19 protein-coding genes are annotated in these 26,695 nt (G+C 47.3%); 12 read left to right on the top strand and 7 right to left on the bottom strand.

All coding sequences use genetic code 11. The features are described from left to right. Positions 1–9: 9 nt before the first annotated feature. Positions 10–543, bottom strand: a complete 534-nt coding sequence (locus tag R7Q41_RS02695) for a YbhB/YbcL family Raf kinase inhibitor-like protein (RefSeq protein ID WP_005375444.1) — start codon at positions 541–543, stop codon at positions 10–12. 187 nt (positions 544–730) lie between these two features. Between R7Q41_RS02695 and R7Q41_RS02690 the strand changes: the two genes are divergently transcribed. From R7Q41_RS02690 to R7Q41_RS02675, 4 genes are all read left to right on the top strand, one after another. Beyond that, complete coding sequence (locus R7Q41_RS02690) at positions 731–1,522, top strand: PhzF family phenazine biosynthesis protein (RefSeq protein WP_053303788.1); 792 nt, start codon at positions 731–733, stop codon at positions 1,520–1,522. Positions 1,523–1,729: 207 nt separating this feature from the next. After that, a complete protein-coding gene (locus R7Q41_RS02685; RefSeq protein ID WP_373920837.1) occupies positions 1,730–2,680 on the top strand; it encodes an HlyD family secretion protein in 951 nt (316 codons plus the stop codon). A gap of 4 nt (positions 2,681–2,684) precedes the next feature. Continuing rightward, positions 2,685–3,611: an ABC transporter ATP-binding protein gene (locus tag R7Q41_RS02680; protein WP_041056887.1), complete on the top strand. Its 927-nt coding sequence runs from the start codon at positions 2,685–2,687 to the stop codon at positions 3,609–3,611. Further along, positions 3,611–4,708 (top strand): ABC transporter permease, encoded by a 1,098-nt coding sequence (locus R7Q41_RS02675; protein WP_318144355.1) that lies wholly within the window; start codon positions 3,611–3,613, stop codon positions 4,706–4,708. The genes R7Q41_RS02680 and R7Q41_RS02675 overlap by 1 nt, the downstream gene beginning before the upstream one ends. Before the next feature lie 109 nt (positions 4,709–4,817). Here the strand turns inward: R7Q41_RS02675 and R7Q41_RS02670 are convergent, their stop codons facing one another. Further along, a complete protein-coding gene (locus R7Q41_RS02670; protein ID WP_005375433.1) occupies positions 4,818–5,189 on the bottom strand; it encodes a hypothetical protein in 372 nt (123 codons plus the stop codon). A gap of 363 nt (positions 5,190–5,552) precedes the next feature. Next, a complete protein-coding gene (fdhF, locus tag R7Q41_RS02665) occupies positions 5,553–9,791 on the bottom strand; it encodes a formate dehydrogenase subunit alpha (protein ID WP_047101671.1) in 4,239 nt (1,412 codons plus the stop codon). A gap of 315 nt (positions 9,792–10,106) precedes the next feature. Here fdhF and R7Q41_RS02660 point away from each other — a divergent pair, with 315 nt between their 5' ends. The 7 genes from R7Q41_RS02660 to R7Q41_RS02630 all read left to right on the top strand — a co-directional run bounded on the left by R7Q41_RS02660 (position 10,107) and on the right by R7Q41_RS02630 (position 20,268). Continuing rightward, entirely contained in the window at positions 10,107–10,529 is a 423-nt protein-coding gene (locus R7Q41_RS02660; RefSeq protein ID WP_017635236.1) for a hypothetical protein, read from the top strand. Between the two features lie 135 nt (positions 10,530–10,664). Next, positions 10,665–12,056, top strand: a complete 1,392-nt coding sequence (locus R7Q41_RS02655) for a TolC family protein (protein ID WP_186585173.1) — start codon at positions 10,665–10,667, stop codon at positions 12,054–12,056. Positions 12,057–12,220: 164 nt separating this feature from the next. Beyond that, positions 12,221–13,939, top strand: coding sequence for an efflux RND transporter periplasmic adaptor subunit (locus R7Q41_RS02650; protein WP_054574437.1), 1,719 nt, complete (start codon positions 12,221–12,223; stop codon positions 13,937–13,939). Between the two features lie 2 nt (positions 13,940–13,941). Beyond that, positions 13,942–17,109 carry an efflux RND transporter permease subunit gene (locus R7Q41_RS02645; RefSeq protein ID WP_318144340.1) on the top strand — a complete coding sequence of 1,056 codons (3,168 nt, stop codon included), beginning with the start codon at positions 13,942–13,944 and terminating at the stop codon, positions 17,107–17,109. A 76-nt stretch (positions 17,110–17,185) separates the two neighbouring features. Further along, the gene (gene copI / locus R7Q41_RS02640) at positions 17,186–17,752 is read left to right on the top strand and encodes a copper-resistant cuproprotein CopI (protein WP_318144339.1); all 567 of its coding nucleotides are present in this window, start codon (positions 17,186–17,188) and stop codon (positions 17,750–17,752) included. A gap of 332 nt (positions 17,753–18,084) precedes the next feature. Beyond that, positions 18,085–18,936 carry a carbenicillin-hydrolyzing class A beta-lactamase CARB-42 gene (locus R7Q41_RS02635; protein ID WP_005375420.1) on the top strand — a complete coding sequence of 284 codons (852 nt, stop codon included), beginning with the start codon at positions 18,085–18,087 and terminating at the stop codon, positions 18,934–18,936. A 282-nt stretch (positions 18,937–19,218) separates the two neighbouring features. Further along, complete coding sequence (locus R7Q41_RS02630) at positions 19,219–20,268, top strand: sensor domain-containing diguanylate cyclase (RefSeq protein WP_318144338.1); 1,050 nt, start codon at positions 19,219–19,221, stop codon at positions 20,266–20,268. 112 nt (positions 20,269–20,380) lie between these two features. On the opposite strand, the gene R7Q41_RS02625 is transcribed toward R7Q41_RS02630, so the two are convergent. Further along, positions 20,381–20,533, bottom strand: coding sequence for a hypothetical protein (locus tag R7Q41_RS02625; protein WP_005375418.1), 153 nt, complete (start codon positions 20,531–20,533; stop codon positions 20,381–20,383). Between the two features lie 246 nt (positions 20,534–20,779). Here R7Q41_RS02625 and speG point away from each other — a divergent pair, with 246 nt between their 5' ends. After that, the gene (gene speG / locus R7Q41_RS02620; protein ID WP_005375417.1) at positions 20,780–21,319 is read left to right on the top strand and encodes a spermidine N1-acetyltransferase; all 540 of its coding nucleotides are present in this window, start codon (positions 20,780–20,782) and stop codon (positions 21,317–21,319) included. A gap of 47 nt (positions 21,320–21,366) precedes the next feature. Here the strand turns inward: speG and R7Q41_RS02615 are convergent, their stop codons facing one another. The 3 genes from R7Q41_RS02615 to vmeQ all read right to left on the bottom strand — a co-directional run bounded on the left by R7Q41_RS02615 (position 21,367) and on the right by vmeQ (position 26,687). Further along, positions 21,367–22,164, bottom strand: a complete 798-nt coding sequence (locus tag R7Q41_RS02615) for a hypothetical protein (RefSeq protein WP_213901292.1) — start codon at positions 22,162–22,164, stop codon at positions 21,367–21,369. Positions 22,165–22,340: 176 nt separating this feature from the next. Further along, the gene (locus tag R7Q41_RS02610) at positions 22,341–23,426 is read right to left on the bottom strand and encodes an OmpP1/FadL family transporter (RefSeq protein WP_017635244.1); all 1,086 of its coding nucleotides are present in this window, start codon (positions 23,424–23,426) and stop codon (positions 22,341–22,343) included. A gap of 120 nt (positions 23,427–23,546) precedes the next feature. Beyond that, a complete protein-coding gene (gene vmeQ / locus R7Q41_RS02605) occupies positions 23,547–26,687 on the bottom strand; it encodes an efflux RND transporter permease subunit VmeQ (protein WP_053350523.1) in 3,141 nt (1,046 codons plus the stop codon). Between the last annotated feature and the right edge of the window lie 8 nt (positions 26,688–26,695).

Below are 26,695 nucleotides of genomic sequence, written 5' to 3'. Positions count from 1 at the left end.
TATATTCAATTATCGCGTGTAAGTCGTGGTTAATGTCGCTTTACCCAAAGCAACACTATTCAAAGTAAACCCTACAATGGCTGGTGGCGTGTTTTCATCCAAATTCAGTTCTTCAGTTGGCAATGCCCACACCGTAAACTGGTAACGATGCATCCCATCATTCTTTGGAGGACACGCGCCGCCGAACCCCGTTGTGCCGTAGTCAATACGAGATTCTTTGCCGCCTAACTTGTTCATATCAATGCCTCGAGGCAGTTCGCTAACGGTGGATGGAATATTAAACGCTATCCAATGCCAAAAACCACTGCCTGTTGGCGCGTCGGGGTCATACACGGTGATCGCAAAACTTTTTGTGCCCTTTGGAGCTTCTTTCCACATCAATTGTGGTGATTGATTCCCGCCATCACATCCCCAACCAGAGTATTCAAATGTCTTCGCCATCGGGTGGCCTTCTTGAATATCTCTACTCACGAGTTCAAATGCATGGGCAGAACCGACCGCAAAAACACTCAATGCCAAAACTGATTTGTAGATCGCTTTCATGTTTTTCTTCCTTTCAATGAATTCAACACTAGTGTAAGTACCCAGCAGTCCGAATCCTTGTCAGTAAGTATCAAAAAACACAAAATAATCTATAATTTTGACACTTTAAGATTCTAACACAAATTTCTTACTCTCTTAATTGCACTTGGTTTATGCTAATTAATCGCTCACGGAACAAGGAAGGAAAATGGAATTGGATATCAACGTGGTGGACGCCTTCACCGATACGCAATTCAAAGGCAACTCAGCAGCGGTGATACCGTTAGAGGAATGGCTAGCCCCAGAATTGATGCAAAATATCGCGACAGAAAACAACTTGTCGGAAACGGCTTTTCTAAAATCCATTGGCGCAAACCGATATGAGATTCGTTGGTTCTCTCCTATAACTGAAATCGACTTTTGTGGACACGCCACACTGGCCTCTTCGTTAGTGCTGTTTGATGAGCTTGGCATTAATGGCACGATTGAATTTCATACTCTGGAAGTAGGAACCCTCACCGTGGAGAAGAATGCGCAAGGTAAGATCGAGATGACGTTCCCTGCTCGTCCTCCAAAAGCCGTTTCTGAGATTCCCCTAGCATTAATTGAAGGCTTAAGTTGCGATGTGGAACGCGTACTGCTTAGCCCTCAAGCGTATTTCGTGGTGGTCGACAGCCAACAGGAGGTACTTGAGGTTCAATACCGTTCAGAGCACCTCAAGACACTCGCTCCTTACGATGTGGTCGTTACCGCAAAAGGCGATCAACAAGACTTTGTATCTCGTTACTTTTGGCCTGCAAATGGTGGTGACGAAGACCCCGTAACTGGCTCGATTCACGCTGGGTTAGCACCGTTTTGGGCAGAAGCGTTAGGCAAAACATCACTGGTCGCTTACCAAGCTTCTCAGCGCGGAGGCATTTTGCACTGTGAAGTTACTGGCGAACAAGTAAGAGTATCTGGCGACGGCGTGCTCTACATGAAAGGCAAGATTTTTGTTTAAATGATATTCATGTAATCAACTTAAAAGAGCCAAGTAAAGCACGGCTTCCGCAGGATAAAGCCAGCTTCAATAATTAATCAATTGATGAATATTGAGGGAATTAACTTCCTAGCCGGACAAAACTGACTCACGTTACACTGAATGCAGTCCCATACTCTTCTATAGCTTGATACGAATTCGAGCTCACCTTCTTAGAGGAAGCGTCGCATGATGAAGCGAATCATTCTTGGCACCCTAGCCCTGACTCTTTTAACTGCCTGTTCCAAAGATGACGGACAGCAAGCCCTTGGCACACTAGAACGTGACCGCGTAACCTTCACTGCCACCTCTAGCGAGATAATTCGTGCCCTACCCATTAAGGAAGGCAGCCAAGTCACCGAAGGAGAAGTGCTGGTTCAGCTCGATACAAAGAACCAAGAAGCCGTTTTAGCTCACGCCGTTGCCGAACAAGCCAAGGCTGACGCCTATCTTTTGAAATTGACCAATGGTGAGCGACCAGAAGACATTGCCGCAGCGCAAGCTCGCGTTGCCAGAGCGGAAGCTCAATTGATTGAAGCGCAAAAGAACTACCAACGTAAAGCGGAGTTAGTTCGTAAAAAACTCATCAGCCAATCAGAAAAAGACACCGCTTTAGCAGCCAGAGATTCTGCCCGTGCAGAGCTAGACTCCTCACAAGAAGAGTTCAGCAAACTGACCGCTGGCTCTCGCCCTGAAGATATTGAACAAGCGAAAGCCGCACTCATGGCTGCAAAAGCCGATGTAGCACTGCAAGAACAAAAGCTGGCAGAACTCACCATTACGGCCACGCGAGATGGCTTGTTAGATAACCTACCGTTTAACCTTGGTGAACGCGTTCCTGTGAATGGCATTGTTGCCGTAATTCAAGCGAGCCGCGTCCCATACGCCCGTGTTTATGTTCCTGCCAATTATCGAGTCAACTTTGTGCCGGGTAAAACGGTTAACGTGCATGTAGATGGCGTTGAGCAACCATATAGCGGCACCGTTCGTTGGGTAGCGACTGAGCCTTCATTCACGCCTTATTTCGCGCTTACCGAGGAAGAACGCTCGCGTTTGATGTACCTAGCAGAAGTCGACCTACAAGACTCCGCACAATCCTTGCCTTCAGGTATACCAGCGCAAGTGGATTTGGTGGAGTAAGCCAATGACCGAATACGCGATTCAAGCTGAAAATGTAGTGAAAAAGTTTGGTGACTTCACCGCCATCAACAACATCACGCTTAATGTGCCCAAAGGCAGTATTTATGGTTTTCTTGGCCCCAACGGCTGCGGTAAATCAACAACCATTCGTGTGCTGACTGGCTTGCTTAGCCCAAGTGAGGGCAATGTCGATGTACTCGGGCTAGAGATCCCAAAACAATCTGAGCTTCTGCGCCTCAAGATTGGCTACATGACGCAAAAGTTCTCCCTATATGATGACCTGACGGTTCAAGAGAATCTTGAGTTTATTGGACAAATCTTTGGAATGGAAACCAAGGCCCTGAAAGCTCGCATCGAAGAACAACTAGCCACCTACGGTCTCGACCAACTGCGTAAACAGCGCGTCGGCGGAATGAGTGGCGGCCAAAAGCAGCGCTTGTCTCTCGCCGCAGCCACTATGCACAAACCAGAACTGTTGTTTCTCGATGAACCCACGTCTGCGGTTGACCCAGAAAACCGACGCGATTTCTGGGAGCAATTGTTTGATCTCTCTGACCAAGGCACGACGATTCTGGTCACTACGCACTACATGGACGAAGCAGAACGCTGTCATCGTCTGGCTATTATGGAAGCCGGGGAAATCCGCGCCGATGGTGAGCCAGAAGAACTCATGGCGCAAATGGGCGTTAACATCGTCGAAGTCAAAGCGGATAACTTACGCGAGCTCAAAGAGAAAGTCATTCAGCGTGAAGAGGTACGCTCAGCCGCACAGCTCGGCATTCGCTTACGCATTTTGATCCACCAGCACATCGAACAACCGATCGAATGGTTAACCCAAACCTTTCCAGAGCTTGAGGGCTGCGAGATGAACATTGCTCGCCCGAGCTTGGAAGATGTGTTTGTCAGTGTTACGGGAGAAGGTCGCCAATGATGAAATCTATTGCCCGTATGAAAGCGGTAATGATCAAAGAGATCCGTCAGCTTTCACGTGACCGCATTACCTTTGGCATGGTCGTGATGATCCCGTTGATTCAGCTCCTGCTGTTCGGCTTTGCCATTAATACCGATATTCGCAACATTCCCGTTGGCGTCGTCGATCAAAGTGGCAGTACTGCCGGGCGCGTGATTACCGAGTCCGTCAAAGTCACACAAGTGGTCGATGTGGTCGAAACCTTCGCTACCGCACCAGAAGCCGAGCAAGCCATTCAAGACGGCTTGGTACGAGCGGCTTTGATTCTGCCTAGCGACTTAACCCAACGTATGGTGCAAGGTCGAGAACTTGGACAGTGGATTGTGGATGGTTCAGACACCATGATCAGCTCTGCGATTCTCTCGCTACAAACCATGCCGTTAATGGATTTTGATTTTGAGATACGCCCTGCCCCAACCAAAACCTTTGAAGTTGCGCTGTATTACAACCCGAGTCGGCGCTCGGCGGTGAACATTGTCCCCGGTTTATTGGGCGTGATTCTGACTATGACGATGATCTTGTTCACTAGTGCAGCCATTGTTCGTGAGCGGGAACGCGGCAATTTAGAGTTACTGATTACTACGCCAATCCACTCCATCGAACTCATGGTGGCGAAGATCATTCCCTACATCTTTGTTGGTCTGATACAGGTGTTTATCATTTTAGGCTTGGGGCACTGGATATTTGGTGTGCCGATAAACGGCGCCATTAGTCAGATATTGTTTGGCACGCTGTTGTTTATCGCCGCGAGTTTAACCTTAGGTCTGGTGATATCCACCATTGCGACGACACAGCTTCAAGCAATGCAAATGACGGTGTTTATTCTTTTGCCGTCGATTCTTCTGTCCGGATTTATGTTCCCTTATGAAGGAATGCCCGTCGCGGCACAATGGATATCAGAAGCCCTGCCTGCCACTCACTTTATGCGCATTATTCGTGGTGTGGTGTTGCGTGGTGCAGACCTAATGGAGCTATGGCGAGATACAGTTTGGTTACTTGGATTCACCGTTATCGGCCTTATTGTCGCTTCATTTCGCTTCAAAAAATCACTCGACTAATCCCACGATATTGCGTTCATTCCTTAAAAACAAAAATAGCCCCAACGAAGGGCTATTTTTTGTTTGTGTATTCATACACTGTGCTATCGAGCTCAACTCTCAGACAATATTAATAGTACTCGCCGTAGGAACAATCTCGTAAATCGGAAATATTGTAGTTTTTCAAAGAGTTTATTTTAAAGTTGAACACTACCTGTTTACAGACAACGCCTTCGCGATCCGTATACGTGATAATACCTTCACTGTACGCACGCTGACCATCAGAGGATGTCACGTCAGCAACAAGTTCCAAATGGCCCTTGTGCGCGTCTACGCGATTCATCATCTCAAACACATCGACCCACTCTTCGCGATTTGCCATTTGTATTAGCATGGACTTCGCCTGTGTTTCCAACTGCTGGGGGTATACATAATAACGGTTGTAACCAAAGTATGCGCACATAAGTAATAAAACGAGTGCAAATGAGGTTGTTCTTGTCATACAAGCTTCCTCTTGTTGTTATAAAAATCTTGCTTCGTTAATTCAGTATAGGAAGCGAGCAAAGTTTAGGTTATAGAACTTGCCCAAATAACAGAGGACAGTCAGAGACAGTCAATTCTATGACAAGCTCAACAACAAACTTTATTGCACTCTCATCATGGGCTTGAACAAAAATACGCCATAGAGACAGTAAGAAGTAAGAAGGGAAAACTAACCGGAGCGCGGTGATAACAGAAAAGTAAAAGGAGTTTGAAGAAAAAGACAATCCGAGTGAATGTAGTGAGAGCGGAAATCAAGATTAGATTATCCGCCCATCAACTAGGCTCAAATTGTCAGTGACCACAACAACGCGACTCACCGAATTTAAACGTGTTGGTAACTATCTTCGAGAGACTCTGTCTGCGTTGTTTTCTCGCTCACTTCCACTTTAACCGCTGCGACCTTGAACTCAGGGATTTTCGCATGCGGGTCAGTCGCCGTTGTCGTTAAACGGTTCACCGGCGATTCAACAAAGTGGAATGGAATGAACACCACACCTTTTTGAATACGCTTAGTCACAAAGGCATCAATCTCAATGCTGCCGCGACGTGTAGACACTGTCAGACGCTGACCATTACTGATGCCAAGTGCTTCTGCGTCTTCCACGCTAACCATTGCGCGAGGGCCAGCAAGGTTATCCAACCCTTTGGTTTTGCGCGTCATGGTGCCAGTGTGGAACTGCTCAAGTACGCGACCCGTCGTTAACACAAGTGGGTACTCTTCATCTGGCAGCTCAGCCGCATAACGGAACGGTACACCCACCATTTGCCCTTTACCACGAGTAAACTGGGTTTGGTGCATGATGCGAGTACCCGCAGGGTTGTTCTTGTTGCTCGGCCATTGCACACCGTTTGGCGTAATGGCATCCCAACGAAGACCCGCGTATTGAGGTGTCACTCGTGCGATTTCATTAGTGATATCAGACACGCAGTGGTAATCCCAATCACTGCCCATTGCATTGGCGATCTCTTGGATAATCCACCAATCTTCTTTCGCTTCACCCGGTGCCGTTACGACCGGATTCACGCGTTGAACACGACGCTCCGTATTGGTGAAGTGACCCGCTTTCTCAGCAAACGAGCAAGAAGGCAGAACCACATCCGCGTATTGTGCAGTCTCCGTTAGGAAGATGTCTTGAACCACCAAGAAGTCGAGCGTTTCTAAACCTTCAATCACATGCGCTTGGTTCGGGTCACTCAACACTGGGTTCTCACCCATGATGTACATACCACGAACGTCACGATGGCAAGCCGCATCAATGATTTCTGTCAGGGTTAGACCTTGCTCAGAAGGCAGATTTGGTGCGTTCCATTCAATCGCAAACTTCTGACGCACAATTGGGTTGTATACCTTTTGGTAGCCCGGGAAACTGTTTGGCAACGCGCCCATATCACACGCGCCTTGCACGTTTGATTGACCACGTAGCGGGTTGATACCACCACCTTCAATACCGATGTTGCCACACAGCAATTGCAGGTTAGCGATAGAACGCACGTTGTCATGACCTGTCGTGTGCTGAGTAATACCCATTGAGTAGTAAACAGCGGTACGATCTGCCGTGCCAATCATACGCGCCATTGCTTGAATGTCTTCAGCTTTAACGCCCGTAACCAACTCCACTTTATCGAGGTTGTAAGCTGGCGACATTACTTCTTGCAGCAAGGTATCAAAGCCGTCGACACGTTCTTCGATGTACTCTTGATCGTACCAACCGTTCTTGATGATCTGCTGCATGACGCCATTTAGGAGCATCACATCCGTACCCGGACGGTGCGCCATGTACAACTCAGCATGCTCTGCCATATCGACACGTTTCGGGTCAGCCACAATCAAACGAGCGCCGTGGTGACGAATTGCTTGTTTGATGTGTGAAGCGATGATCGGGTGCGCCGATGTGGTATCCGAACCAATAATAAAGATCACATCCGAGTGCTTAATGCTTGGAATGTCGTTGGTCATTGCACCACTACCCAGTGACGCCTCAAGACCGGTTACACTCGATGCGTGGCACAAACGCGCACAGTGGTCGACGTTATTGGTGCCCAGTTCACGACGGACAAATTTTTGGAACGCGTAGTTGTCTTCGTTGGTGGTTTTCGCTGAAGAGAAACCCGCTAATGCGTTGCTGCCAAAATCTTGCTTGATGCCAGAGAACTTACTTGCAATCAGTTGAATCGCCTCTTCCCAACTTGCAGGCTGCAACCAACCGTCTTTACGAATCAATGGCGTGGTAAGACGCTCTTCACTGCCAATGAAGTCAAAACCAAAGCGCCCTTTCACACACAGCATGCCTTGATTCACCGGCGAGTCACCGCCTTTCACGTAACGAATCGTATTGGTTGCTTCGTCCACGAACATAGTCAACTTACAGCCCACACCACAGTATGTACAAATGGTGTCGACCGCTTTCAGATCTTCAGTACGACCTTGCGAACGGTCACGACTATCGACCATCGCACCCGTTGGACACACTTGAACGCACGCGCCACATTGCACGCAGTTCGAATCGCCCATTAGGGTTAAGCCATTCTTGTTACTTCCAAAGTGTGGACGATCATCAGGACGTAATGCGGGACGACCTTGTTTATCGCACACAAAGTTCAGTACACCGTGCACGGCTTTGTCGCGACACGCTTGGATACACTGACCACAGCTAATACAGCGGTTAGCATCAAACTCAATAAACTCAGAGCTGCGGTCAACTTCGTACTTATGACGCAAGTCTTTCGCACGAAGATCTAACCAATCTTGATGCGATTTAATCTGCAAGGAGAAGTCAAAGCTCTGCTCGGCTTCATATTCGGTGGAGTAGTCACGTAGCGCACAATCGGTATTGGCCTGACAGCCACATTCAAGGCAGCGCGCGGCTTCCTTCATTGCTTCTTCGTTATCAAAGCCCAACTCCACTTCAGCGAAGCTTTGCTCGCGTTGTGTTGGAGTCAGCTCTGGCATGATAGAGCGAGCGACTTTTTGGATATTCTCGAAGTGAAGCGGATCGACTTGAGAGAGTTTCTTCTCTTTGCGCGAGTTGAACGCCGCCTTTGGCATATCCGCCATATCGCCATTCAAAAACAGGTCAATGGCTTTTGCCGCAACGCGACCATCACCCACCGCTTCAACTGCCGTTGCAGGACCGCGGCGGAAATCACCAATACTGAAGATGTTGCCCGTGCCAGTGTGCATGGTCTTTTCATCTGCATCAGAAGTATTCCAGCGCGTAAGTGGAATCGACAAATCTTCGCCTTCGAGGAAGCTCAGATCTGGCTTTTGCGATACTGCCGCAATCACGGTGTCGAACTCTTCGGTAAAGAACTCGCCAGTTGGTTTAGGGCTGCGACGACCAGATGCATCCGGCTCACCCAACGCCATGCGCTCTAGACGAATCGCATTCACGCGTCCGGTTTCATCGGCAAGGTTTTCTGCAGGGTTGGTCAAGAAGTGGAATTTCACCCCTTCGTGTTCCGCTTCGACAATCTCGTAGTCTTCTGCCGGCATTTCGTCACGGGTACGACGATAAATCAACGTGGTGTCTGCACCAGCACGACGCGCAGTACGAGCACAGTCAATTGCCGTGTTACCACCACCGATCACCGCGACTTTCTGACCCGTAACGTAATTTTGCTCAGTCACGTAATCTTTAAGGTAATCAACGCCTAAGTAGCAACCTTCAAGGTCGCTGCCTGTGTAATGCATTTCAACCGCTTGAGACGCACCGACCGCCAAACACACTGCGTCGTATTCTTCGCTCAATTGAGAAAGCGTGAAATCCACACCCAGCTTTTGATTAGTGTGCACTTGCATGCCATTACGGCACATCAGTTCGATTTCTTTATCGAGAATGTCTTTTGGCAAACGGTATTCTGGGATGCCATAACGCAACCAACCGCCCGCTTTTGGCATGGATTCAAAAACCGTAACGTCGTAGCCTTCGTTCGATAAGTAATAGCCAGCCGTTAGACCACCAGGGCCACTGCCGACGACGGCAATGTTCAACCCTTTAATTGGTTTCTTTTCTGGCACATAGGCTTCATGCGCAGACAGATCTGCATCCGCGGCATGACGTTTTAGCTGACGAATTGCGATTGGCTCATCGACTAGCGAACGGCGACATTCGCTCTCACAAAATGCAGGGCATACGCGGCCAATCGATAACGGCATAGGCAGCGTACGCTTAATCACTTCAATCGCTTTTTGATGGTCGTTCTGTGCGATGTGATAAAGGTACGATTGGATATCCACGCCCGCAGGACACGCGGTTTTACATGGCGCTTCACAATCGGCGTAATGGTCCGTCATGATGCGGTTGAGTGCTTTTCTGCGGTGCTCGCTTAATTGTTCTGATTGCGTGACCACATTAAGGCCGCGGTAAACTTCGAGCTCACACGCACGCTTAGTACCGCCACTTTCGACTTCAACTACACACAAGTCACACGGTACTTTTTCATTACTTTTGTTCATTCCGCACAGCGATGGGATCTCGACCCCACACACTTTTGCTGCTTCTAAAAGGGTTAGACCCTCTTCTACAATTCTATATTTTCCATCGATGACGATTTCTATCATGCAACCCCCGCAGCAAAGCAAATCCAAATCTGCACAAGTAAAACCATGCATTCTATAAGGATAATCATTTGTAAGACAAGTTAGTGTGATGTAAAACTTATAAACCACATTTTTCACGTGTCATAAAAAGCGAGGGCTTCTTTCGCTAACTTTCAACACTCGGTGTTTAACAAACGTTTTACTCCCTCGAAAGTGCGAAAACTGAAGGGGTGGACTATTTTGATAATAAGAGTAATAAATGATTGACCTTACCCTTAGGTTAACCTTTAGAATCGAAGGGTTTTCATCATTTTCATCAAACACATGGGAAAAGGTATGCACTTAAAATCGCTGCATACAATCTGGTTAACTCTCTTCACGACGCTAGTACTATTGGTATCTAGTGTGGCGAACAGTGAGCCGTTGATGAATATTCAAATGATGTCTACTGGCATGGCTCACCATCCTTCTATGATGAGTGACAGCGAACACTGCGGTATGCCTGGCATGATGGACGTCTCCATGACTGACGCTTCTATGTCCGAAGATGGCGATGCAAGAGAAACCAGCATGAACTGTGGTGGGGGCTCCGGCATGGTTCATACCTGCTGTACTGCTGCGTGTACGATAGTTTTCGTCCCCCTACCGAATCCTATCAATAGCCCAATGCCCGTCGTCTATCGCGCAACTATTACTCCTGAAGTTGCTTCCCCAGTCGTACACGTCAGCCGCGACCTGTACCGACCTCCTATAGCCTAAATCCATCCTAGCATTCGACCCTGCGCGTGTATCGCAGGTTGTTTTAATGCGCCTGAACGATGAGGTAACAAGGCTTTACTGTTCCCGCAATAAAATCCGCACCTCCATCGATCCGGCGAACACTGGATTTAGATTATGGATATCAAACCATACCGCTTAGCTGCACCTATTTTTATGGTGGCTCTGGTCGCTGTGCCAACCTTGGTTAACGCCGCTGGTAAAGAGACGCACGCAGCGCAAAATTCCGCATCAAGTGAGCGAGATTCAACGACCAAGCTTGCCCAACTGATCAACGTCGCTTTGAGTAACGATGGCAATCGTAAGCAATACTCAGCGCAATCTGCTGCCATGCGTGAAACGGGTGTCGCGAGTGCGACCTTGATGGACCCAAAACTGAAAGTGGGTTTTGGTGGCTTACCTGTCGACAGCTTCAAATTCGATGAAGACCCAATGACCAACATCTCCGTTGGTTTAATGCAACAATTTGAGCGTGGCTCTACGCTTGATTTACAGCAGAAGAAAGCCAATCAACAAGCTGACGGCCTTGGGCTTCAAGTCCATGCTCGTGAGCTTGAGGTAGCCAACAGCATGACTCAACTTTGGTTAGAACTTGGTTACCAGCAACGCGCGGAGCAAATCATGCTTGAGAACCGCAAGTTGATGAAGGAAATGGAAAGCTTTATTCAAACCAACTATTCGATTGGTAAGAGTGAAGCGCAAGATCTGCTCAACGCCCAACTTCAAGTCAGCAAGTTGGATGAGAAACTGCAAGCCAATGCACAAATGCAACGTCGTCTTATCTCTCAACTCTCCGAATGGTTGGGGTCAGATTGGTTGGCGAACGAAGAGGCTCTGCACGCGAGCAATCAACTTAATTGGGACACACTGAACAGCAAACTTGCTGCCAGCCAGGGTTCCACCAAGCATTATCAGCAACTCAGCCAACACCCGATGGTTAAGATGGCCGACGTCAGCATTTCTGCCAATAAAACGCAGGTGGAAATTGCTGAGCAAGCCTACAACCCACAATTTGGCGTCGAAGTAATGTACGCCTACCGCCAAGCCGACAACATGATGGGTGAGCCCGCCTCTGATTTGGTTAGCGCTTACCTCACCATGGACATTCCGTTGTTTACGGGTGACCGCCAAGATCGTAATCTCGCGGCCGCTCAATACCAAGTTGGCGCGGCACAATCACAAAAGGACACCTTACTAACGCAGATGAATGCCAAGGTGAACACTTTGCTAGTTGATCGCGGCAACTTAACCCAGCGTTTAGAACGTTATCAATCCACCTTATTGCCTCAAGCGAAAGCGCGCATTCAAGCCGTTGAGCGGGGTTATCAAAACAACACAGCGCAGTTTAACGATGTGATTTCTGCCACGACTGACGAATTGGCTCTGCAATTAGAGCAACAACGTCTGCTGACCGATCTCAACATCGCAAACAGCAATTTAGCCACCCTACTCGGTGGTTTCGACTACCAAGTCGCTTCACCAGAAGCTCGCTCTATTTCGACATATTAATTTGTGATTCCCCAAGACAGTTGGGGCTACAGCTAGGCGGCAAACGAGAGAATCCCATGAGCACTTTCCCTAACAAACTAAGGGATCTGCTATGTGATTTGGGTGAACGAGAGCAGGCAACAACGCTGTAGCGTCAAATGTGAAGGGGAAAATAAGGTAAAACAATGAAAACATTTAAAATTGCAACCATCGCGCTGATTGTTGGTGGTGCTTTAGGGTTTGGTGCTAATCATTTTCTTACGGGCTCGACTCACGACATGAGTGCTATGGGTGGCGAATCTGCTGCAAGCTCTAATGATCCGCTTTACTGGGTTGCCCCAATGGATCCGAATTACAAACGCGACAAGCCGGGTAAGTCCCCAATGGGCATGGATTTGATTCCGGTTTACGCAGAAGACCTATCCGGTGAACAGGACGCACCGGGTACAGTGACTATTGACCCTTCAGTAGAGAACAACCTCGGGGTTAAAACCGCAAACGCGACACTACAACAGCTATCACCACGCATCGAAACGGTTGGCTATATTGCCTTTGATGAAAGTCTGTTATGGCAAACCAACGTTCGTGTGGCGGGTTGGGTAGAAAAACTCTACATCAATGCCGTGGGTGAGAAAGTGAAGAAAGGCGATGTGCTTTTCACTCTCTACTCTCCTGAACTGGTTAAAGCACAAGAAGAATTGCTGAATGCGTACCGCACTGGCCGCAAAGGTCTTGTAAAAGGCGCGACCGAACGCTTGGTAACGCTTGGTGTTGACCGCGCTCAAATCAAATCCATTACTCGTAGTGGTAAAGCATCGCAAACCATTGAAATCAAAGCGCCTGCTGATGGCGTTATCGCGAGCTTAAACGTGCGTGAAGGTGGCTATTTATCCCCTGCTCAAGCGGTGATCAGTGCAGGTCCTTTGGACAATGTTTGGGTTGATGCAGAAGTCTTTGAGCGTCAAGCACACTGGATGAAAGCGGGCTCTCAAGCCACGATGACCCTTGACGCGATTCCGGGCAATGAATGGCAAGGTGTCGTGGATTACGTGTACCCAATCCTCGATCCGAAAACACGTACGTTGCGTGTGCGTCTTAAATTCCCTAACCCAGATGGCGCATTGAAGCCAAACATGTTCGCCAATATTGCCTTGCAGCCTGTCACTGACGACGCAGTATTAACGATTCCCAAATCATCTGTTATCCGCTCTGGCGGTATGACTCGCGTTGTTCTGGCGGAAGGTGATGGCAAATACCGTTCTGCTCGAATTGAAGTTGGCCGCGAAGCTGGCGAACAAATCGAAGTATTACAAGGACTTAAACAAGGCGACAAGATCGTTACGTCATCTCACTTCATGCTCGACTCTGAATCAAGCCAGTCGGCAGATCTGTCTCGCATCAATGGTGTAGAAGTAGCGGCAGAAACGGCATGGGCCAAAGGTGAGATCACGGATGTGATGAAAGATCACCGTATGCTGACCATCAACCACCAACCTGTACCAGAATGGGATTGGCCGGGCATGGTAATGAACTTCACTTTCGCAGATGGCGTTGAAATGGGTGACTTGAAAAAAGGTCAGGCTATCGAATTTGAAATGCAAAAGACGGAGTCCGGTCAGTACCAAATCGTTGACTATAAGGCAGACAACAGCGTCATTGCAGCAGAAGTTTGGCTAACTGGTGACATTAGCATGCTGATGGCTGATTTTGGCATGATCACCTTAAACCACCTACCGGTTGCAGAATGGAACTGGGATGCAGGTGAGATGAACTTCTCTGTGGGAGAAGACGTTGATCTATCGGGTTTTGAAGAAGGACAGAAAGTTCGGTTTCTAGTTGAAAAACAAGGATCTGACTACGTTCTTAAACAGCTAGTTCCTGCAACAACAGCCGTCGAGGGTTAATTATGATCAATGCTATTATTCGTTGGTCACTGAGCAACCGATTCCTAGTGTTGGTCGCGACCTTAGCCCTTGTATTAGGCGGACTTTACAGTGTAAAGAATACGCCTGTTGATGCGATTCCGGATCTTTCTGATGTGCAAGTGATCATCAAGACAAGCTATCCGGGTCAAGCTCCTCAAGTCGTCGAGGATCAAGTTACTTACCCACTCACCACCGCCATGCTTGCCGTGCCAGGTGCTGAGACAGTTCGTGGCTACTCTTTCTTTGGTGACTCTTACGTTTATATCATTTTCAACGATGATACCGACATGTACTGGGCACGTTCACGCGTGTTGGAGTACTTGAGCCAAGTAGCACCAAAGCTGCCACCGAACGCAAAACCAACCCTAGGTCCTGATGCAACGGGCGTGGGCTGGGTTTACAGCTACGTATTACAAGACAAAACTGGCAAACATGATTTGGCCGATCTTCGTAGCCTGCAAGATTGGTTCTTGAAGTACGAATTGCAAACCGTTGATGGCGTTTCTGAAGTTGCGACCGTGGGCGGTATGGTGAAGCAGTATCAAGTGCAGATTGATCCTGCCAAGCTGCGTGCGTACAACCTCACTTTGCAACAAGTGAACATGGCAATCCAAAACGGTAACCAAGAAACCGGCGCGTCCGTTATCGAAGTGGCCGAAGCCGAACACATGGTTCGTACCACGGGTTACTTAACCAGCATTGAAGACATTAAATCACTGCCGCTAAAAGTCACCGAGAAAGGCACGCCGTTGCTATTAGGTGATATCGCAGACATTAACCTTGGTCCACAAATGCGCCGTGGTATCTCAGAGCTGAATGGCGAAGGTGAAGCGGTCGGTGGCGTTATCGTGATGCGCTTTGGTGAAAACGCCAGTGAAGTGATTGCGAAAGTCAAAGACAAGCTCGCAGACCTACAACGCAGCCTGCCAGAAGGCGTGGAAATTGTTGCAACCTACGACCGCTCTACCCTTATCGATTCAGCGGTAGAAAACCTCTGGAAGAAGCTTACAGAAGAGTTCATCGTCGTTGCGATTGTGTGTGCGCTGTTCTTGTTCCACATTCGTTCTTCATTGGTTATCGCTCTGAGTCTACCAGTTGGCATTCTCACTGCGTTTATCGTAATGCATTGGCAAGGCATCAACGCCAACATCATGTCCTTGGGCGGTATTGCGATTGCCATCGGTGCCATGGTGGATGGTGCAATAGTAATGATTGAAAACGTTCACAAGCACATTGAACGAACGCCATTGACCGACAAGAACCGCTGGCAAGTAATTGGCAAAGCCGCAGAAGAGGTTGGCGCACCGCTGTTCTTCTCGTTGCTGATCATTACTCTTAGCTTCGTACCGGTGTTTGCCTTAGAAGGTCAGGAAGGCAAGATGTTCTCGCCGCTTGCGTTCACTAAGACGTACGCCATGGCAGCAGCAGCAGGTTTGGCAATCACACTCGTCCCTGTGCTTATGGGCTACTTCATTCGCGGTAAGGTGTTACCAGAACACAAAAACCCAGTTAACCGTGGCTTGGTCGCGTTGTACCGTCCGCTGTTGAACACCAGCTTAAAATACCCTAAGACCATGATTGTTATCGCATTAGGTCTAATGGCATCGGCTTACTACCCAACCAGTAAACTGGGTAGCGAGTTCATCCCTCCGCTGGATGAAGGCGACTTGATGTACATGCCAACGACCTATCCGGGTATCTCAATTGGTAAAGCACGTGAGCTTCTACAACAAACCAACAAGCTGATCAAAACCGTTCCAGAAGTGAAAACCGTATGGGGCAAAATTGGCCGAGCTGAGACCGCAACCGATCCAGCGCCACTCACCATGATTGAAACCGTGATTCAGTTGAAGCCACGCGACCAATGGCGTGAAGGGGTAACAACCGAGTCACTGCGCAAAGAGTTCGACAAGCTGGTTCAGTTCCCTGGTCTTACTAACGCTTGGGTAATGCCGATCAAAACGCGTATCGACATGCTGGCAACGGGCATCAAAACCCCTATCGGCATTAAAATCGCGGGCCCTGATCTGAAAGTGATTGAGAAGATCGGTTCTCAGTTGGAGCCAATTCTTAACGACGTACAAGGCACGGCATCGGTTTATGCAGAACGTGTAGCAGGTGGTCGTTATGTCACGATCGACATTAAACGTCGTGCCGCAGCGCGTTATGGCTTAAGCATCAAAGACGTTCAACAAGTGATCTCCACTGCGGTGGGTGGCATGAATGTGGGTGAAACCATTGAAGGCTTGGAGCGTTACCCAATCAACGTTCGTTACCCACAAGACTACCGCGACTCAGTGGTTAAACTGCAAAACCTACCATTGGTGACACCAAATGGCGCTCGTATTGCGCTGGCTGATGTAGCGGACATTCGTTACGAAGACGGCCCTCCGATGATCAAGACGGAAAACGCGCGTCCAAACGGCTGGGTGTTTGTCGATATCGATGGTCGTGACCTTGGCTCTTACGTCGTGGAAGCACAGCAAGTCGTGGCTGATCAATTGGAGCTTCCTGCGGGTTACTCGCTGGCTTGGTCTGGTCAATACGAATACATGGAACGTGCGAAAGATCGCTTGAGTGTCGTGGTACCAATCACCATCGCCATCATTATGCTACTGCTTTACTTCAGCTTCCGTCGTGTCGGCGAAGTAATGATCATCATGCTTACGCTACCACTCGCTATGGTCGGTGGTTTGTGGCTCATGCATATCCTCAACTACAACTTCTCGATTGCCGTCGGGGTCGGCTTTATTGCCCTAGCAGGCGTCGCGGTTGAAATTGGGGTCATCATGCTCGTCTACCTTAACCAAGCATGGCACTACAAAAAGCTGGATGCGGAAGAGAGCCAACAGAAGCTTGAGGCGAAAGACCTAACCGATGCCATTCGTGAAGGTGCAGGCCTGCGTGTTCGCCCAGTAATGATGACGGTACTGACGGTCATTATTGGCCTTATTCCGATCATGTACGGCGAAGGTACAGGATCAGAAGTAATGCAACGTATCGCCGCACCAATGATTGGTGGTATGGCATCGGCACTGCTACTGACGCTGTTGGTGCTTCCAGCCATCTTCAAGCTGTGGAAACAACGTGAGTTACGCCAAAGCAATGCGACTAATCACCAAGCTAGTGATGTAAACAACAACGCTTAATCCCTACCTTCCCCTCAAACATGCCGTTTGGGGGGAAGCAACCAAGTTATTAATGAATTAAAACAAGGATATAAAAATGAAAAAGACACTAATCACTCTTGCTCTAGCCCTAACAACAACGACTGCGTTTGCTCAAATGGATCATTCAAACATGAACCACGCGAACATGGACCATGGCAACATGAAGCATGAAAACATGGACCACGGCAGCATGAAGATGGACCACAGTAAAATGGACCATTCAAACATGATGGATATGCCGGGCATGTCGGCAGTAGGTATGCCAGCGAAAGGGGCAAAGCCAGACAAGGTGGTACACGTTATCTTGGATGATGACATGACCATCAAGTTCAAGAAAGACGTCAAGATTGAGCCAAACGATGTGGTGCAATTTGTGGTGATGAACACAGGTAAGATCAACCACGAGTTTACGATTGGTTCGGCTAAAGAGCAGCTAGAACATCGCGAAATGATGAAGACAATGAGTGGCGATCACATGCACGACTCGGGCAACTCTGTGACGGTCGAACCGGGCAAAGCGAAGCAGTTGTTGTGGCATTTCCACGGTGACAACAAGATTGAGTTCGCGTGCAACATTCCGGGCCATGCAGAAGCAGGCATGGTTAAAAAGATTGAACTGTAAGTAATTATCCAACTAGACAAAGGAGCTGATGATTCAGCTCCTTTTATTTCTCTGGATCAAACTATTCGTTAGCTCATGATAAGAAATTCTGAGCCAGTGTCTCACGCTAAGATATTTTTATGACCGAATCACCGACGTAATATATAAGCCAAACTACGGGCCTTGATAGCAACACTCTTCTCCCCATATTGAGACCGTTTAAGCGTATTGCGAAGAATCCTACATAAAATAGACATAGATTTAACATTGTTTAGAGTATTGGCTCGTTATAGTTTACGTGACATCGCTACGGTGCGAACTAAAACTAAAACTAAAACTGAAGAACACGATCCATGAAAAAGTTATTTTTGTTGGCTGGGCTAATGGTTTGCTCAACCCTAAGTTACGCGTCCCAACTGAATGAGGACATTTCTCTCCTCGAACAACAAACCTCAAGCAGAATTGGGGTGTCAGTTTGGGATACCCAAGCAGACGAGCGTTGGGATTACCGTGGCGATGAACGCTTCCCACTCATGAGCACATTCAAAACCCTAGCTTGTGCCAAAATGCTAAGTGATATGGACAGCGGTAAGCTAAGTAAAAATGCGACCGCAAAAGTCGATGAGCGCAGTATCGTTGTATGGTCTCCAGTGATGGATAAGCTCGCAGGCCAAAACACACGCATAGAGCACGCGTGTGAAGCCGCTATGTTAATGAGTGATAATACTGCAGCCAACTTGGTATTAAATGAAATTGGCGGCCCTAAGGCCGTAACAATGTTTCTGCGAACAATTGGAGATAAAGCAACGCGCCTAGACAGAATAGAACCTCGCTTGAACGAAGCCACACCAGGCGACAGCCGCGACACAACCACACCTAACGCCATACTAAACACTCTACGAACTTTGGTCGAAGGCGAAACGTTGTCTTATGAGTCTCGTGTACAATTAAAAATCTGGATGCAAGACAACAAAGTTTCAGACTCGTTAATGCGTTCTGTATTACCAACAGGTTGGTCTATTGCAGACCGTTCTGGTGCGGGAGGTCATGGTTCGCGTGGCATTAACGCGATTATATGGAAGGAAAATCATCGACCTGTTTACATTAGTATTTATGTCACAGAAACCGAGCTCTCACTTCAAGCTAGGGACCAACTCGTTGCGCAGATAAGTCAGTTGATTTTACAAAAGTACAAAGACAATTAAGTCACCACTCACCTGACCCTATTTGTATCCTTTTCTAGCCCTTCTCTTCCAGAAGGGCTCATTCTGTACTTCCATCTTAAAAACACCACTTATTGAGTAATGACTTACTTATAAATAGGTATAAGATTTACTTATTTAGGGTGAGTTAACGCCCACATTAAGCAACCAAATGCACACAAACGGCGATAATTGAACCATACTCTTACCAAGAAGCACATTTTCTACAAAATAGCTTCACGTAATTTATTGTTGGTATTTGCAACATTGCCAAGGAGATGTCTATTGAGACTTGAAAGAACTTTTAACCCTGATGACTTATCGATGCAAAACATGGAAAGTCCGATATGTATGCCGATAGGGTTTGTTCACTTTTTAGCTCAATCGGAAACACTACAGCAAGTACTTGATACGGTGGCAGAATGGATAAATCGTATATTTAATTCTGACCGTGCGAGTATCACACTTTATGAAAACAATGATCATTTAAAGGTCTACTCTTTCTCTGGTAGTAAAGCGATTCCCGCTGAATTTTTAGTGCCCATTCATCAAGCGTTTGTTGGCCGAGTGTTCAAAAAGCAACAACTGATGATCTGCGACGATGTTACGCAATCTGATGAGATCGATTGTGTGATGCTCGCATCCAATGGTATGGGTACGTGTATGGACGCGCCTTTAATGCACGGTAAAGTCTGCCTAGGAACGCTTAATGTTGCGCATCATCAAACGCACATTTACACAAACGAACAAGCGGCACAGCTTCAGTGCATCACTAATTGGATTGCTTTGAACATTGCCCTTCATATACAGATTATGAAAATGGAGCACCTCGCCACGACGGATGATCTAACAGGTATTCCAAACCGCAGAGAGTTCATGCGACAAATCGAAAGCCGCCTAAATGAATACCGAACCCAGGGCATTGACTTCCATGTTGCTATTTTAGATCTCGACAATTTTAAAAGCCTCAATGACCGATTTGGTCATGACGCAGGCGATAAATCACTGATCCATGCAGTTAATACTATTAAAAGTCATCTACTTGATTGTGACTTACTTGCCAGAGTTGGTGGTGAAGAGTTTGCCATCGTATTAAGAAGTCGCTCATCACAGCAAGCTCTAGACACATTAGAAACGATTCGTAATGCACTAGAAACGACGACCGTTCAACATTCAGGTTGTGATATGAGCTTCACCGCGAGTATTGGGGTAACTCAAGTCTGTCGTCTCGACGACTCATTTGAACCACTTGTTAAACGCGCAGACTTAGCACTTTACAAGGCAAAAGAAACCGGAAGAAATCGCGTTGAGTTTCATATTGGTGAAGAAAGGTAGAAAAAATAAAAAAAGGTAGCGACTCATTGCGCTACCTTTTATCGATTCTAACCCGCTTAAAATAACTAGTACGAACTTTAAGCCAGTTAAAAATAAGAATGAGCAAATTTAATTATGCTTTCTTAAGATCTTTAGCTGGGTAAGTTAGTGTTTTTTCGCCTGCTTTTACATGTGTGTAAAAACCGCCACTGCTTAAACCTGTAACAACCATTTCGCCAAGATCGATACCTTTAGTCGCTACTACTACGTCACCGATTGAAAACATATTGAATACCTTGTTTGTTTAGATTAAGACACTAAGTCGTTGCGCGGTATTTAATACGATATTAGGCAAAGCACCTAATCGAGTTTTTTATCGTAAAGATTAATTTATATTTGTCGTGAACTCTAAGTTTCCACATTGAAAATCACAGGATATTTTCCAAAAAAAGATGCGCGATTCTTGTGAAATACGGTAATATTTTCTAGCATCAAGTGCGGAGGTATTCTCCGCCCTCATTGGAGAAAAATGATGAAGAAAGGCCTAAAAATGCGTGCATTAGAGCGTTCTGATTTGCGCTTTATTCATGAACTGAATAACAACCGAAATATCATGGCCTACTGGTTCGAAGAACCTTACGAGTCTTATGACGAGCTCGAAGAACTTTATCGAAAACATATACATGATGACGCTGAAAGGCGTTTTGTCGTCGAAGATGAAGACGGCATCGTAATTGGCTTAGTTGAGCTGATCGAGATTAACTACATTCACCGCAGCGCGGAATTTCAGATAATCATCGCCCCAGAGCATCAAGGCCGAGGTTATGCGACAGAGATGATTAATCGTGCGTTAGATTACTCATTCTCAATTCTTAATCTACGTAAAATCTACTTATTAGTCGCAGTGGATAACGAAGTCGCTATTCACTTATACAAAAAATGCGGCTTTATTGAAGAAGGTCACCTTGTAGAAGAATACTTTATTAACGGCGCTTACAGCGATGTTAAGCGCATGTATATATTAAAACACCAGTACCAGAAAAAGATCGAAGAAAACAACTCAATTCACTAGTTCATTCTATCAAAGTAAAAACGCAGCTATTTGGGCTGCGTTTTTATTTATTCAAATTGATATTGATATGATAATACGATGCGCTTGTCTGCTTCATCCAAATAGGTGTTGTTGTCCATGACAAACGTCATTACGTTAAAAGAGTGGCGTTTGCTCACGAGGTAACCAAGGCCGATACCACCAAAGAAGCCTTTGTAGTTCTCTCCTTCACTGTTTTCTGAGCCGTAAGTGCCTGCTGCGAAGCTGATTAACGTCAGCTCTTTGGTAAACGATTTCAGCGCAAATGCACCAACGTAACCGCTACTGCCTGAAGAGCTCATCATATTGAAGCCATTCTCTGCACTTGGCGTGCCCGTAAAGTTAGGCTCGCTACAGTGGCTACTTTCTGCACCGTCACAAACAGGAACATCACCAGTGTTGTACGTATAGCCTGCCATTGGGAAAATTTGGAAGCCTGCTGGCTCAATCCCGAAATAACTTAGCGGCATAAAGGTACCAACGCTGTAGTTGGTTTGATCCGCGCCGTTTACGTATTCATTTTTACCGAAGTTGAAGTTCACGATACCGACCGGAAACAACCACGAGCCACCAATACGCCACTCGCTCGCATCATCATTGATACGCAGGTTAATTTTGCGCGCTTGGTCAAGCGCAAGTGAGCCCGAGAATGAGATGTTTTGATCATCAAAATCGTAGTTGTTTGCGTAAGACGCGCCAAATTTCGTGATGACTTTTGTTGGGTCATCCGCCAACTTGTTTTTATTGTCTTTTACTCGATGCTCGGCACCATGAGCCAGCGTACTGACCAACAAAGTCGTACACACTAACGCTAGTTTGTTTTTCATTTTTTAGTCCTTTGAGATGTTGAATACCCGCACTTAGCTGCGCAGATATTTTTTGAATCATCACTCACTGGATGTGACAAAAGCGCCCTAACTACCTTAGATGGCGTGACAGCATCCAGTGCAGGTAGTTAGGGTAGAATGGCCTGTAAGGAAGGCGTTTTAGCGATTAGGAATGATTAGTTTTTCCAGTTGTAGCTCATGCTCATGAAGTACAGCGCAGGCTCATCAAAGCCAGCTTGTAAGCGTGGCGTTTCCGACGATTCCATCAAGATCGCTTCCAACGCGAAACCAATTGAGTTTTCTGAATCCAATTTGTAATCAATGCCTGTACCAATGCGGTACGCCTTGCCAGTAGGAACGGTAATGTCACCGTTTGATTGACTTTCATACATGCTGGTATCGAATGCAAAACCTGCATTCCACATCATTTTTTCATTCAGTTTGTACTGAGTACCTAATGCGATTTGGTAAGTGTCTTGTGTCTCTACGTTCAGCGTGGTTGTGTATTCGCTCCAGTCTTGCCAGTTCACGTTCCACATCACCGCTAGGTCATCATTCACTTCGTGGTAAGCACTGAAGATCAGTTGTTGTGGAGCAATGGAGTTACTCTTGTCGAATTCAAATTCGGCTTCAGAAGAGTAAGACAGACCAAGACGCGTGCCTGATGTTGCCTCATAAAGCACACCTACTCGGCCGTTGACCTGAGTATCTTGGTCTTCGTCATTGAAGTTCAAGACTCCCTTCGTTTCCACTTCATACATACCGTACTGAATACCAAGCGCCGCACCCACAGACCAGTGATCATTGATGCGGTAAGAAGCGGAAGGTTGAATGGTTAAGGCTTGCGTCGTTGCTGTAGGAATATCTAAATGATTATCCAAAAGACCTTCGTACTCGAGGCCAAGGCCGTAGTTGCCATACAGACCAATACCCAGCGTCCATTTGTCGTTTACTTGTTGGCTGTAAAATGCCGACGCCATAGGAACAAAACCAATCACGTTGCCCGCATCGCCAGTCATCGTGTCTAGTTGCGCGTCACCGTAAAGGCCAATCAGGTTACCAGAGAAAGATTTACCAGAAACATTCGCCAGACCAGCCGGGTTTGCTGCCATTACTGAGGCATCTTGCGCACGAGCCGCCATACCAGCGGATGCCAAACCAATATCCGATGCAGTTGTTTCGTAAAGGTATAACCCACCCGCTTGCGCAGCAGCACACGTCAGTAGAGAGCTCGCTACGACGATTTTTGAAAGATTTTTCATGCTAAAACCTATTATTGTTTGGGGAACCCACGCTGCGACGGTGGTTGTATATCAATGAAAGGCATTGGCCAATCGCACACAGCGTGGGGGTGTTGTGGAGTCAGTCAGTTGAAATCAGCGTTATTGCTCGCTCACCTCAAGTTCAGTGGGTTTCTTTCGCTTAAACTTCTCGCGCAGAGATTGCATCATCACGAAGAACACTGGCGTCAGTAACGTGCCTACAAACGTAGAGAGAATCATGCCGCCGAATACTGCAAAGCCCAGTGAGTGACGAGATGCCGCACCGGCACCCGATGCAATCACCAACGGGAATACCCCCCAGATGAAGGCAAATGCGGTCATCTGTACTGCACGGAAACGGATTCGAGCAGCTTCTTTGGCAGCATCAATGATGGATAAGCCCTTTTCTTCTCGCAGAACTTTGGCAAATTCCACGATAAGAATCGCCACTTTGGCGGACATACCGATCAAGATGACCACACCAATCTGCACGTACAAGTCGAACGGTTGTCCCACCAGCAGTAGCGTGCCCATTGCGCCGAGAATCGCGACTGGAACCGCCATCATTACCGCTGCAGGAATGGTCCAACTTTCGTACTGAGCCACCAAGAACAAGTATGTGAACAGCAAAGACAATGCGAACGCGATCGGCGCCATGTTGCCTGCTTTCATCTCTTGGTAAGTCATGCCTGACCACTCGTATGAGTAACCACTTGGCAAAGATTCCGCAGCCAGTTTTTCAATGGCTTTTACAACATCACCCGAGCTGTAACCTGGCGCTGGCGCACCGTTCACGGTTGCAGAACTGAACATGTTGTAGTTCGACAAGGTATCTGGGCCGAAGATCGGCTTCACTTTCACTAGCGTTGCCAGTGACACCATTTTTCCAGAGCTTGAGCGAACAAACAGATGGTTGATGTCGTCGATATTGTCACGGTATTGCTCTTCTGCTTGCACTTTCACTTGGTACGAACGACCAAACAAGTTGAAGTCAGAAATGTAGGCGCCGCCCAACTGTGCTTGCAGTGTGCTGAAGATTTCATTCAACGGTACGCCCATCGAAATCGCTTTATCGCGATCAATATCGATGTAACGTTGCGGAATATTCGCACGGAAAATCGAGAACGCACGTGCCACTTCAGGCAGTTGGTTGATTTGGGCAACAAAATCAGCGGTTGTTTTTGCCAACTCTTGTGGAGAACGGCCCAAGTTGTCCTGCAGCACAAGGTTGAAACCATCCACCGCACCCATACCTTTGATTGCCGGTGTCGCGAAAACGAACGAAGCGGCATCTGGCGTTGAGTTCAGCATTTGGTTAACTTTATTCATCAATGCGCGTTGGTGTAGCTCAGGGTCTTTACGTTTGCTCCAGTTATCCAGTTTGATGATCAACATGCCCGAGTTTGGAATCGACGCCATGTTAATTACCGAGAAGCCCGCAACCGAAACCACGTTCTCCACACCTTCCATCTGTTTTAGTTCATCAACGTACTTCTTCATTAATGGTGCAGTACGCTGCAATGCTGCTGCGTCTGGTAACCGCATTTCGACCATGAACACGCCTTTATCTTCGTTCGGTACGAAAGAAGAAGGTACGGTCATGAACGCAAACGCCAGCACCGCAATAAGCGCGCCATACACACCGATACTCAGCACAATACGACGGCTCAAGAAGCCAACTAAACCTTGGTATTTGCGCGTTATTGCTTCAAAACCTCGATTAAACGCACGCAAAGGCGCAATAGGTTGCGAGTGAGTTGATTTCAACATCAACGCACAAAGCGCTGGCGTTAACGTTAATGCGTTGATCGCAGAGATCAGCACCGACACACAGATGGTGACTGCGAACTGGTTGAACATTCGACCGGAAATACCCGGCAATAGCGCAACCGGTACGAATACCGCCAACAAAATAAGCGTTGTTGCCAATACTGGCCCCGTCACTTCTTTCATAGCTTGGATCGTGGCCGGAATCGGGTCTAAATGCTCTTCATGAATAACCCGCTCCACGTTCTCTACCACGATGATCGCATCGTCCACCACGATACCGATGGCGAGGATCAAGCCAAACAACGAAATGGTGTTGATGGTCATGCCCATCACGCCCATGATTGCGAACGTCGCTATGATGGAAACAGGAATCGCTAAGGTTGGAATGATCGTCGCTCGCCAGTTCTGCAAGAAAACGTACACAACGAAGGTGACAAGAAGTACCGCAATCACCAGCGTCTCGTACACTTCATCAATCGATGTCTCTACGTATTCGGTAGAGTCATAAGCGATGTCGTAGACCAAATCATCTGGGAATGATTTCTCGTACTCTTTCATGGCCTCTTTCACGCGTTCCATCACGTCTAGCGCGTTCGCTGTCGGCAACTGGTACAAGGCCAGAACGGCGGCTGGTTCGTTATTCATACGACCATCAGCTTCGTAGCCTTGTGCGCCAACTTCGACACGAGCCACATCTTTCAAGCGAATCAAAGAACCTTTCTTGCTCGCACGGATGATGATGTTCTCGAACTCTTCCGCAGAAGTAAGGCGACCTTTGGTTTGCAAAACATATTGATATTGCTGGTCACCCGGAGCTGGCATACCACCGATCTTACCCGCCGCCACTTGGATATTTTGCGTTTTAATTGCGCCAATAACATCGCTAGCAGAAAGCTTCAAGGTAGCCAGTTTATTTGGGTTCAACCAAATACGCATTGAGTAGTCTTTCTTACCCAGCAGCGTAATGTCACTCATACCTTCGATACGTTTTAGACGCTCGACAATATTGAGATCCGCGTAGTTAGAAAGGTAGATACTGTCGTGAGACTGTTTCGGAGAACGCAGTGTGATAACGCCCAGCATGTCGGAAGATTTCTTCTTAACCGTCACACCGATTTGGTTTACTTCTTGTGGTAGAGACGACGTCGCCTGTGCCACCAAGTTGTTCACACGAACCTGCGCCATATCGCCATCTGCGCCCACTCGGAAGTAAATACGCAATGTGTATGAGCCATCGTTACCAATCACAGAAGACATGTAAATCATGTCTTCAACGCCGTTGACTTTGGCTTCTATCGGTTGTGCTACGGTCTTTTTAACCACGTCCGCGTTTGCACCCGGATACATGGTGCTCACCGTAATTACCGTTGGGGAGATTTGAGGATACTCAGAAATTGGCAAGACTTTCAGGGCGATCATACCCATCAATGTCATCGCCAGTGAGATCACCAAAGCAAACTTCGGCCGGTGAATGAAAAATTTACTTAACATCAGTACTC

It is taken from the genome of Vibrio sp. 2096 (assembly GCF_033339595.1).
Taxonomy (GTDB): Bacteria; Pseudomonadota; Gammaproteobacteria; order Enterobacterales; family Vibrionaceae; genus Vibrio; species Vibrio alginolyticus.
This window is presented reverse-complemented; position numbering and strand designations above follow the sequence as displayed.

Excerpts from the sequence above, each read along its gene's own strand:
- R7Q41_RS02650 (WP_054574437.1), top strand. The coding sequence starts at position 12,221 with ATGAAAACATTTAAAATTGCAACCATCGCGCTGATTGTTGGTGGTGCT.
- vmeQ (WP_053350523.1), bottom strand. The coding sequence starts at position 26,687 with ATGTTAAGTAAATTTTTCATTCACCGGCCGAAGTTTGCTTTGGTGATC.
- R7Q41_RS02695 (WP_005375444.1), bottom strand. The coding sequence starts at position 543 with ATGAAAGCGATCTACAAATCAGTTTTGGCATTGAGTGTTTTTGCGGTC.
- R7Q41_RS02685 (WP_373920837.1), top strand. The coding sequence starts at position 1,730 with ATGATGAAGCGAATCATTCTTGGCACCCTAGCCCTGACTCTTTTAACT.
- R7Q41_RS02635 (WP_005375420.1), top strand. The coding sequence starts at position 18,085 with ATGAAAAAGTTATTTTTGTTGGCTGGGCTAATGGTTTGCTCAACCCTA.
- R7Q41_RS02675 (WP_318144355.1), top strand. The coding sequence starts at position 3,611 with ATGAAATCTATTGCCCGTATGAAAGCGGTAATGATCAAAGAGATCCGT.
- R7Q41_RS02645 (WP_318144340.1), top strand. The coding sequence starts at position 13,942 with ATGATCAATGCTATTATTCGTTGGTCACTGAGCAACCGATTCCTAGTG.
- copI (WP_318144339.1), top strand. The coding sequence starts at position 17,186 with ATGAAAAAGACACTAATCACTCTTGCTCTAGCCCTAACAACAACGACT.
- R7Q41_RS02610 (WP_017635244.1), bottom strand. The coding sequence starts at position 23,426 with ATGAAAAATCTTTCAAAAATCGTCGTAGCGAGCTCTCTACTGACGTGT.
- R7Q41_RS02680 (WP_041056887.1), top strand. The coding sequence starts at position 2,685 with ATGACCGAATACGCGATTCAAGCTGAAAATGTAGTGAAAAAGTTTGGT.
- R7Q41_RS02670 (WP_005375433.1), bottom strand. The coding sequence starts at position 5,189 with ATGACAAGAACAACCTCATTTGCACTCGTTTTATTACTTATGTGCGCA.
- R7Q41_RS02615 (WP_213901292.1), bottom strand. The coding sequence starts at position 22,164 with ATGAAAAACAAACTAGCGTTAGTGTGTACGACTTTGTTGGTCAGTACG.
- R7Q41_RS02625 (WP_005375418.1), bottom strand. The coding sequence starts at position 20,533 with ATGTTTTCAATCGGTGACGTAGTAGTAGCGACTAAAGGTATCGATCTT.
- R7Q41_RS02690 (WP_053303788.1), top strand. The coding sequence starts at position 731 with ATGGAATTGGATATCAACGTGGTGGACGCCTTCACCGATACGCAATTC.
- fdhF (WP_047101671.1), bottom strand. The coding sequence starts at position 9,791 with ATGATAGAAATCGTCATCGATGGAAAATATAGAATTGTAGAAGAGGGT.
- speG (WP_005375417.1), top strand. The coding sequence starts at position 20,780 with ATGAAGAAAGGCCTAAAAATGCGTGCATTAGAGCGTTCTGATTTGCGC.
- R7Q41_RS02660 (WP_017635236.1), top strand. The coding sequence starts at position 10,107 with ATGCACTTAAAATCGCTGCATACAATCTGGTTAACTCTCTTCACGACG.
- R7Q41_RS02655 (WP_186585173.1), top strand. The coding sequence starts at position 10,665 with ATGGATATCAAACCATACCGCTTAGCTGCACCTATTTTTATGGTGGCT.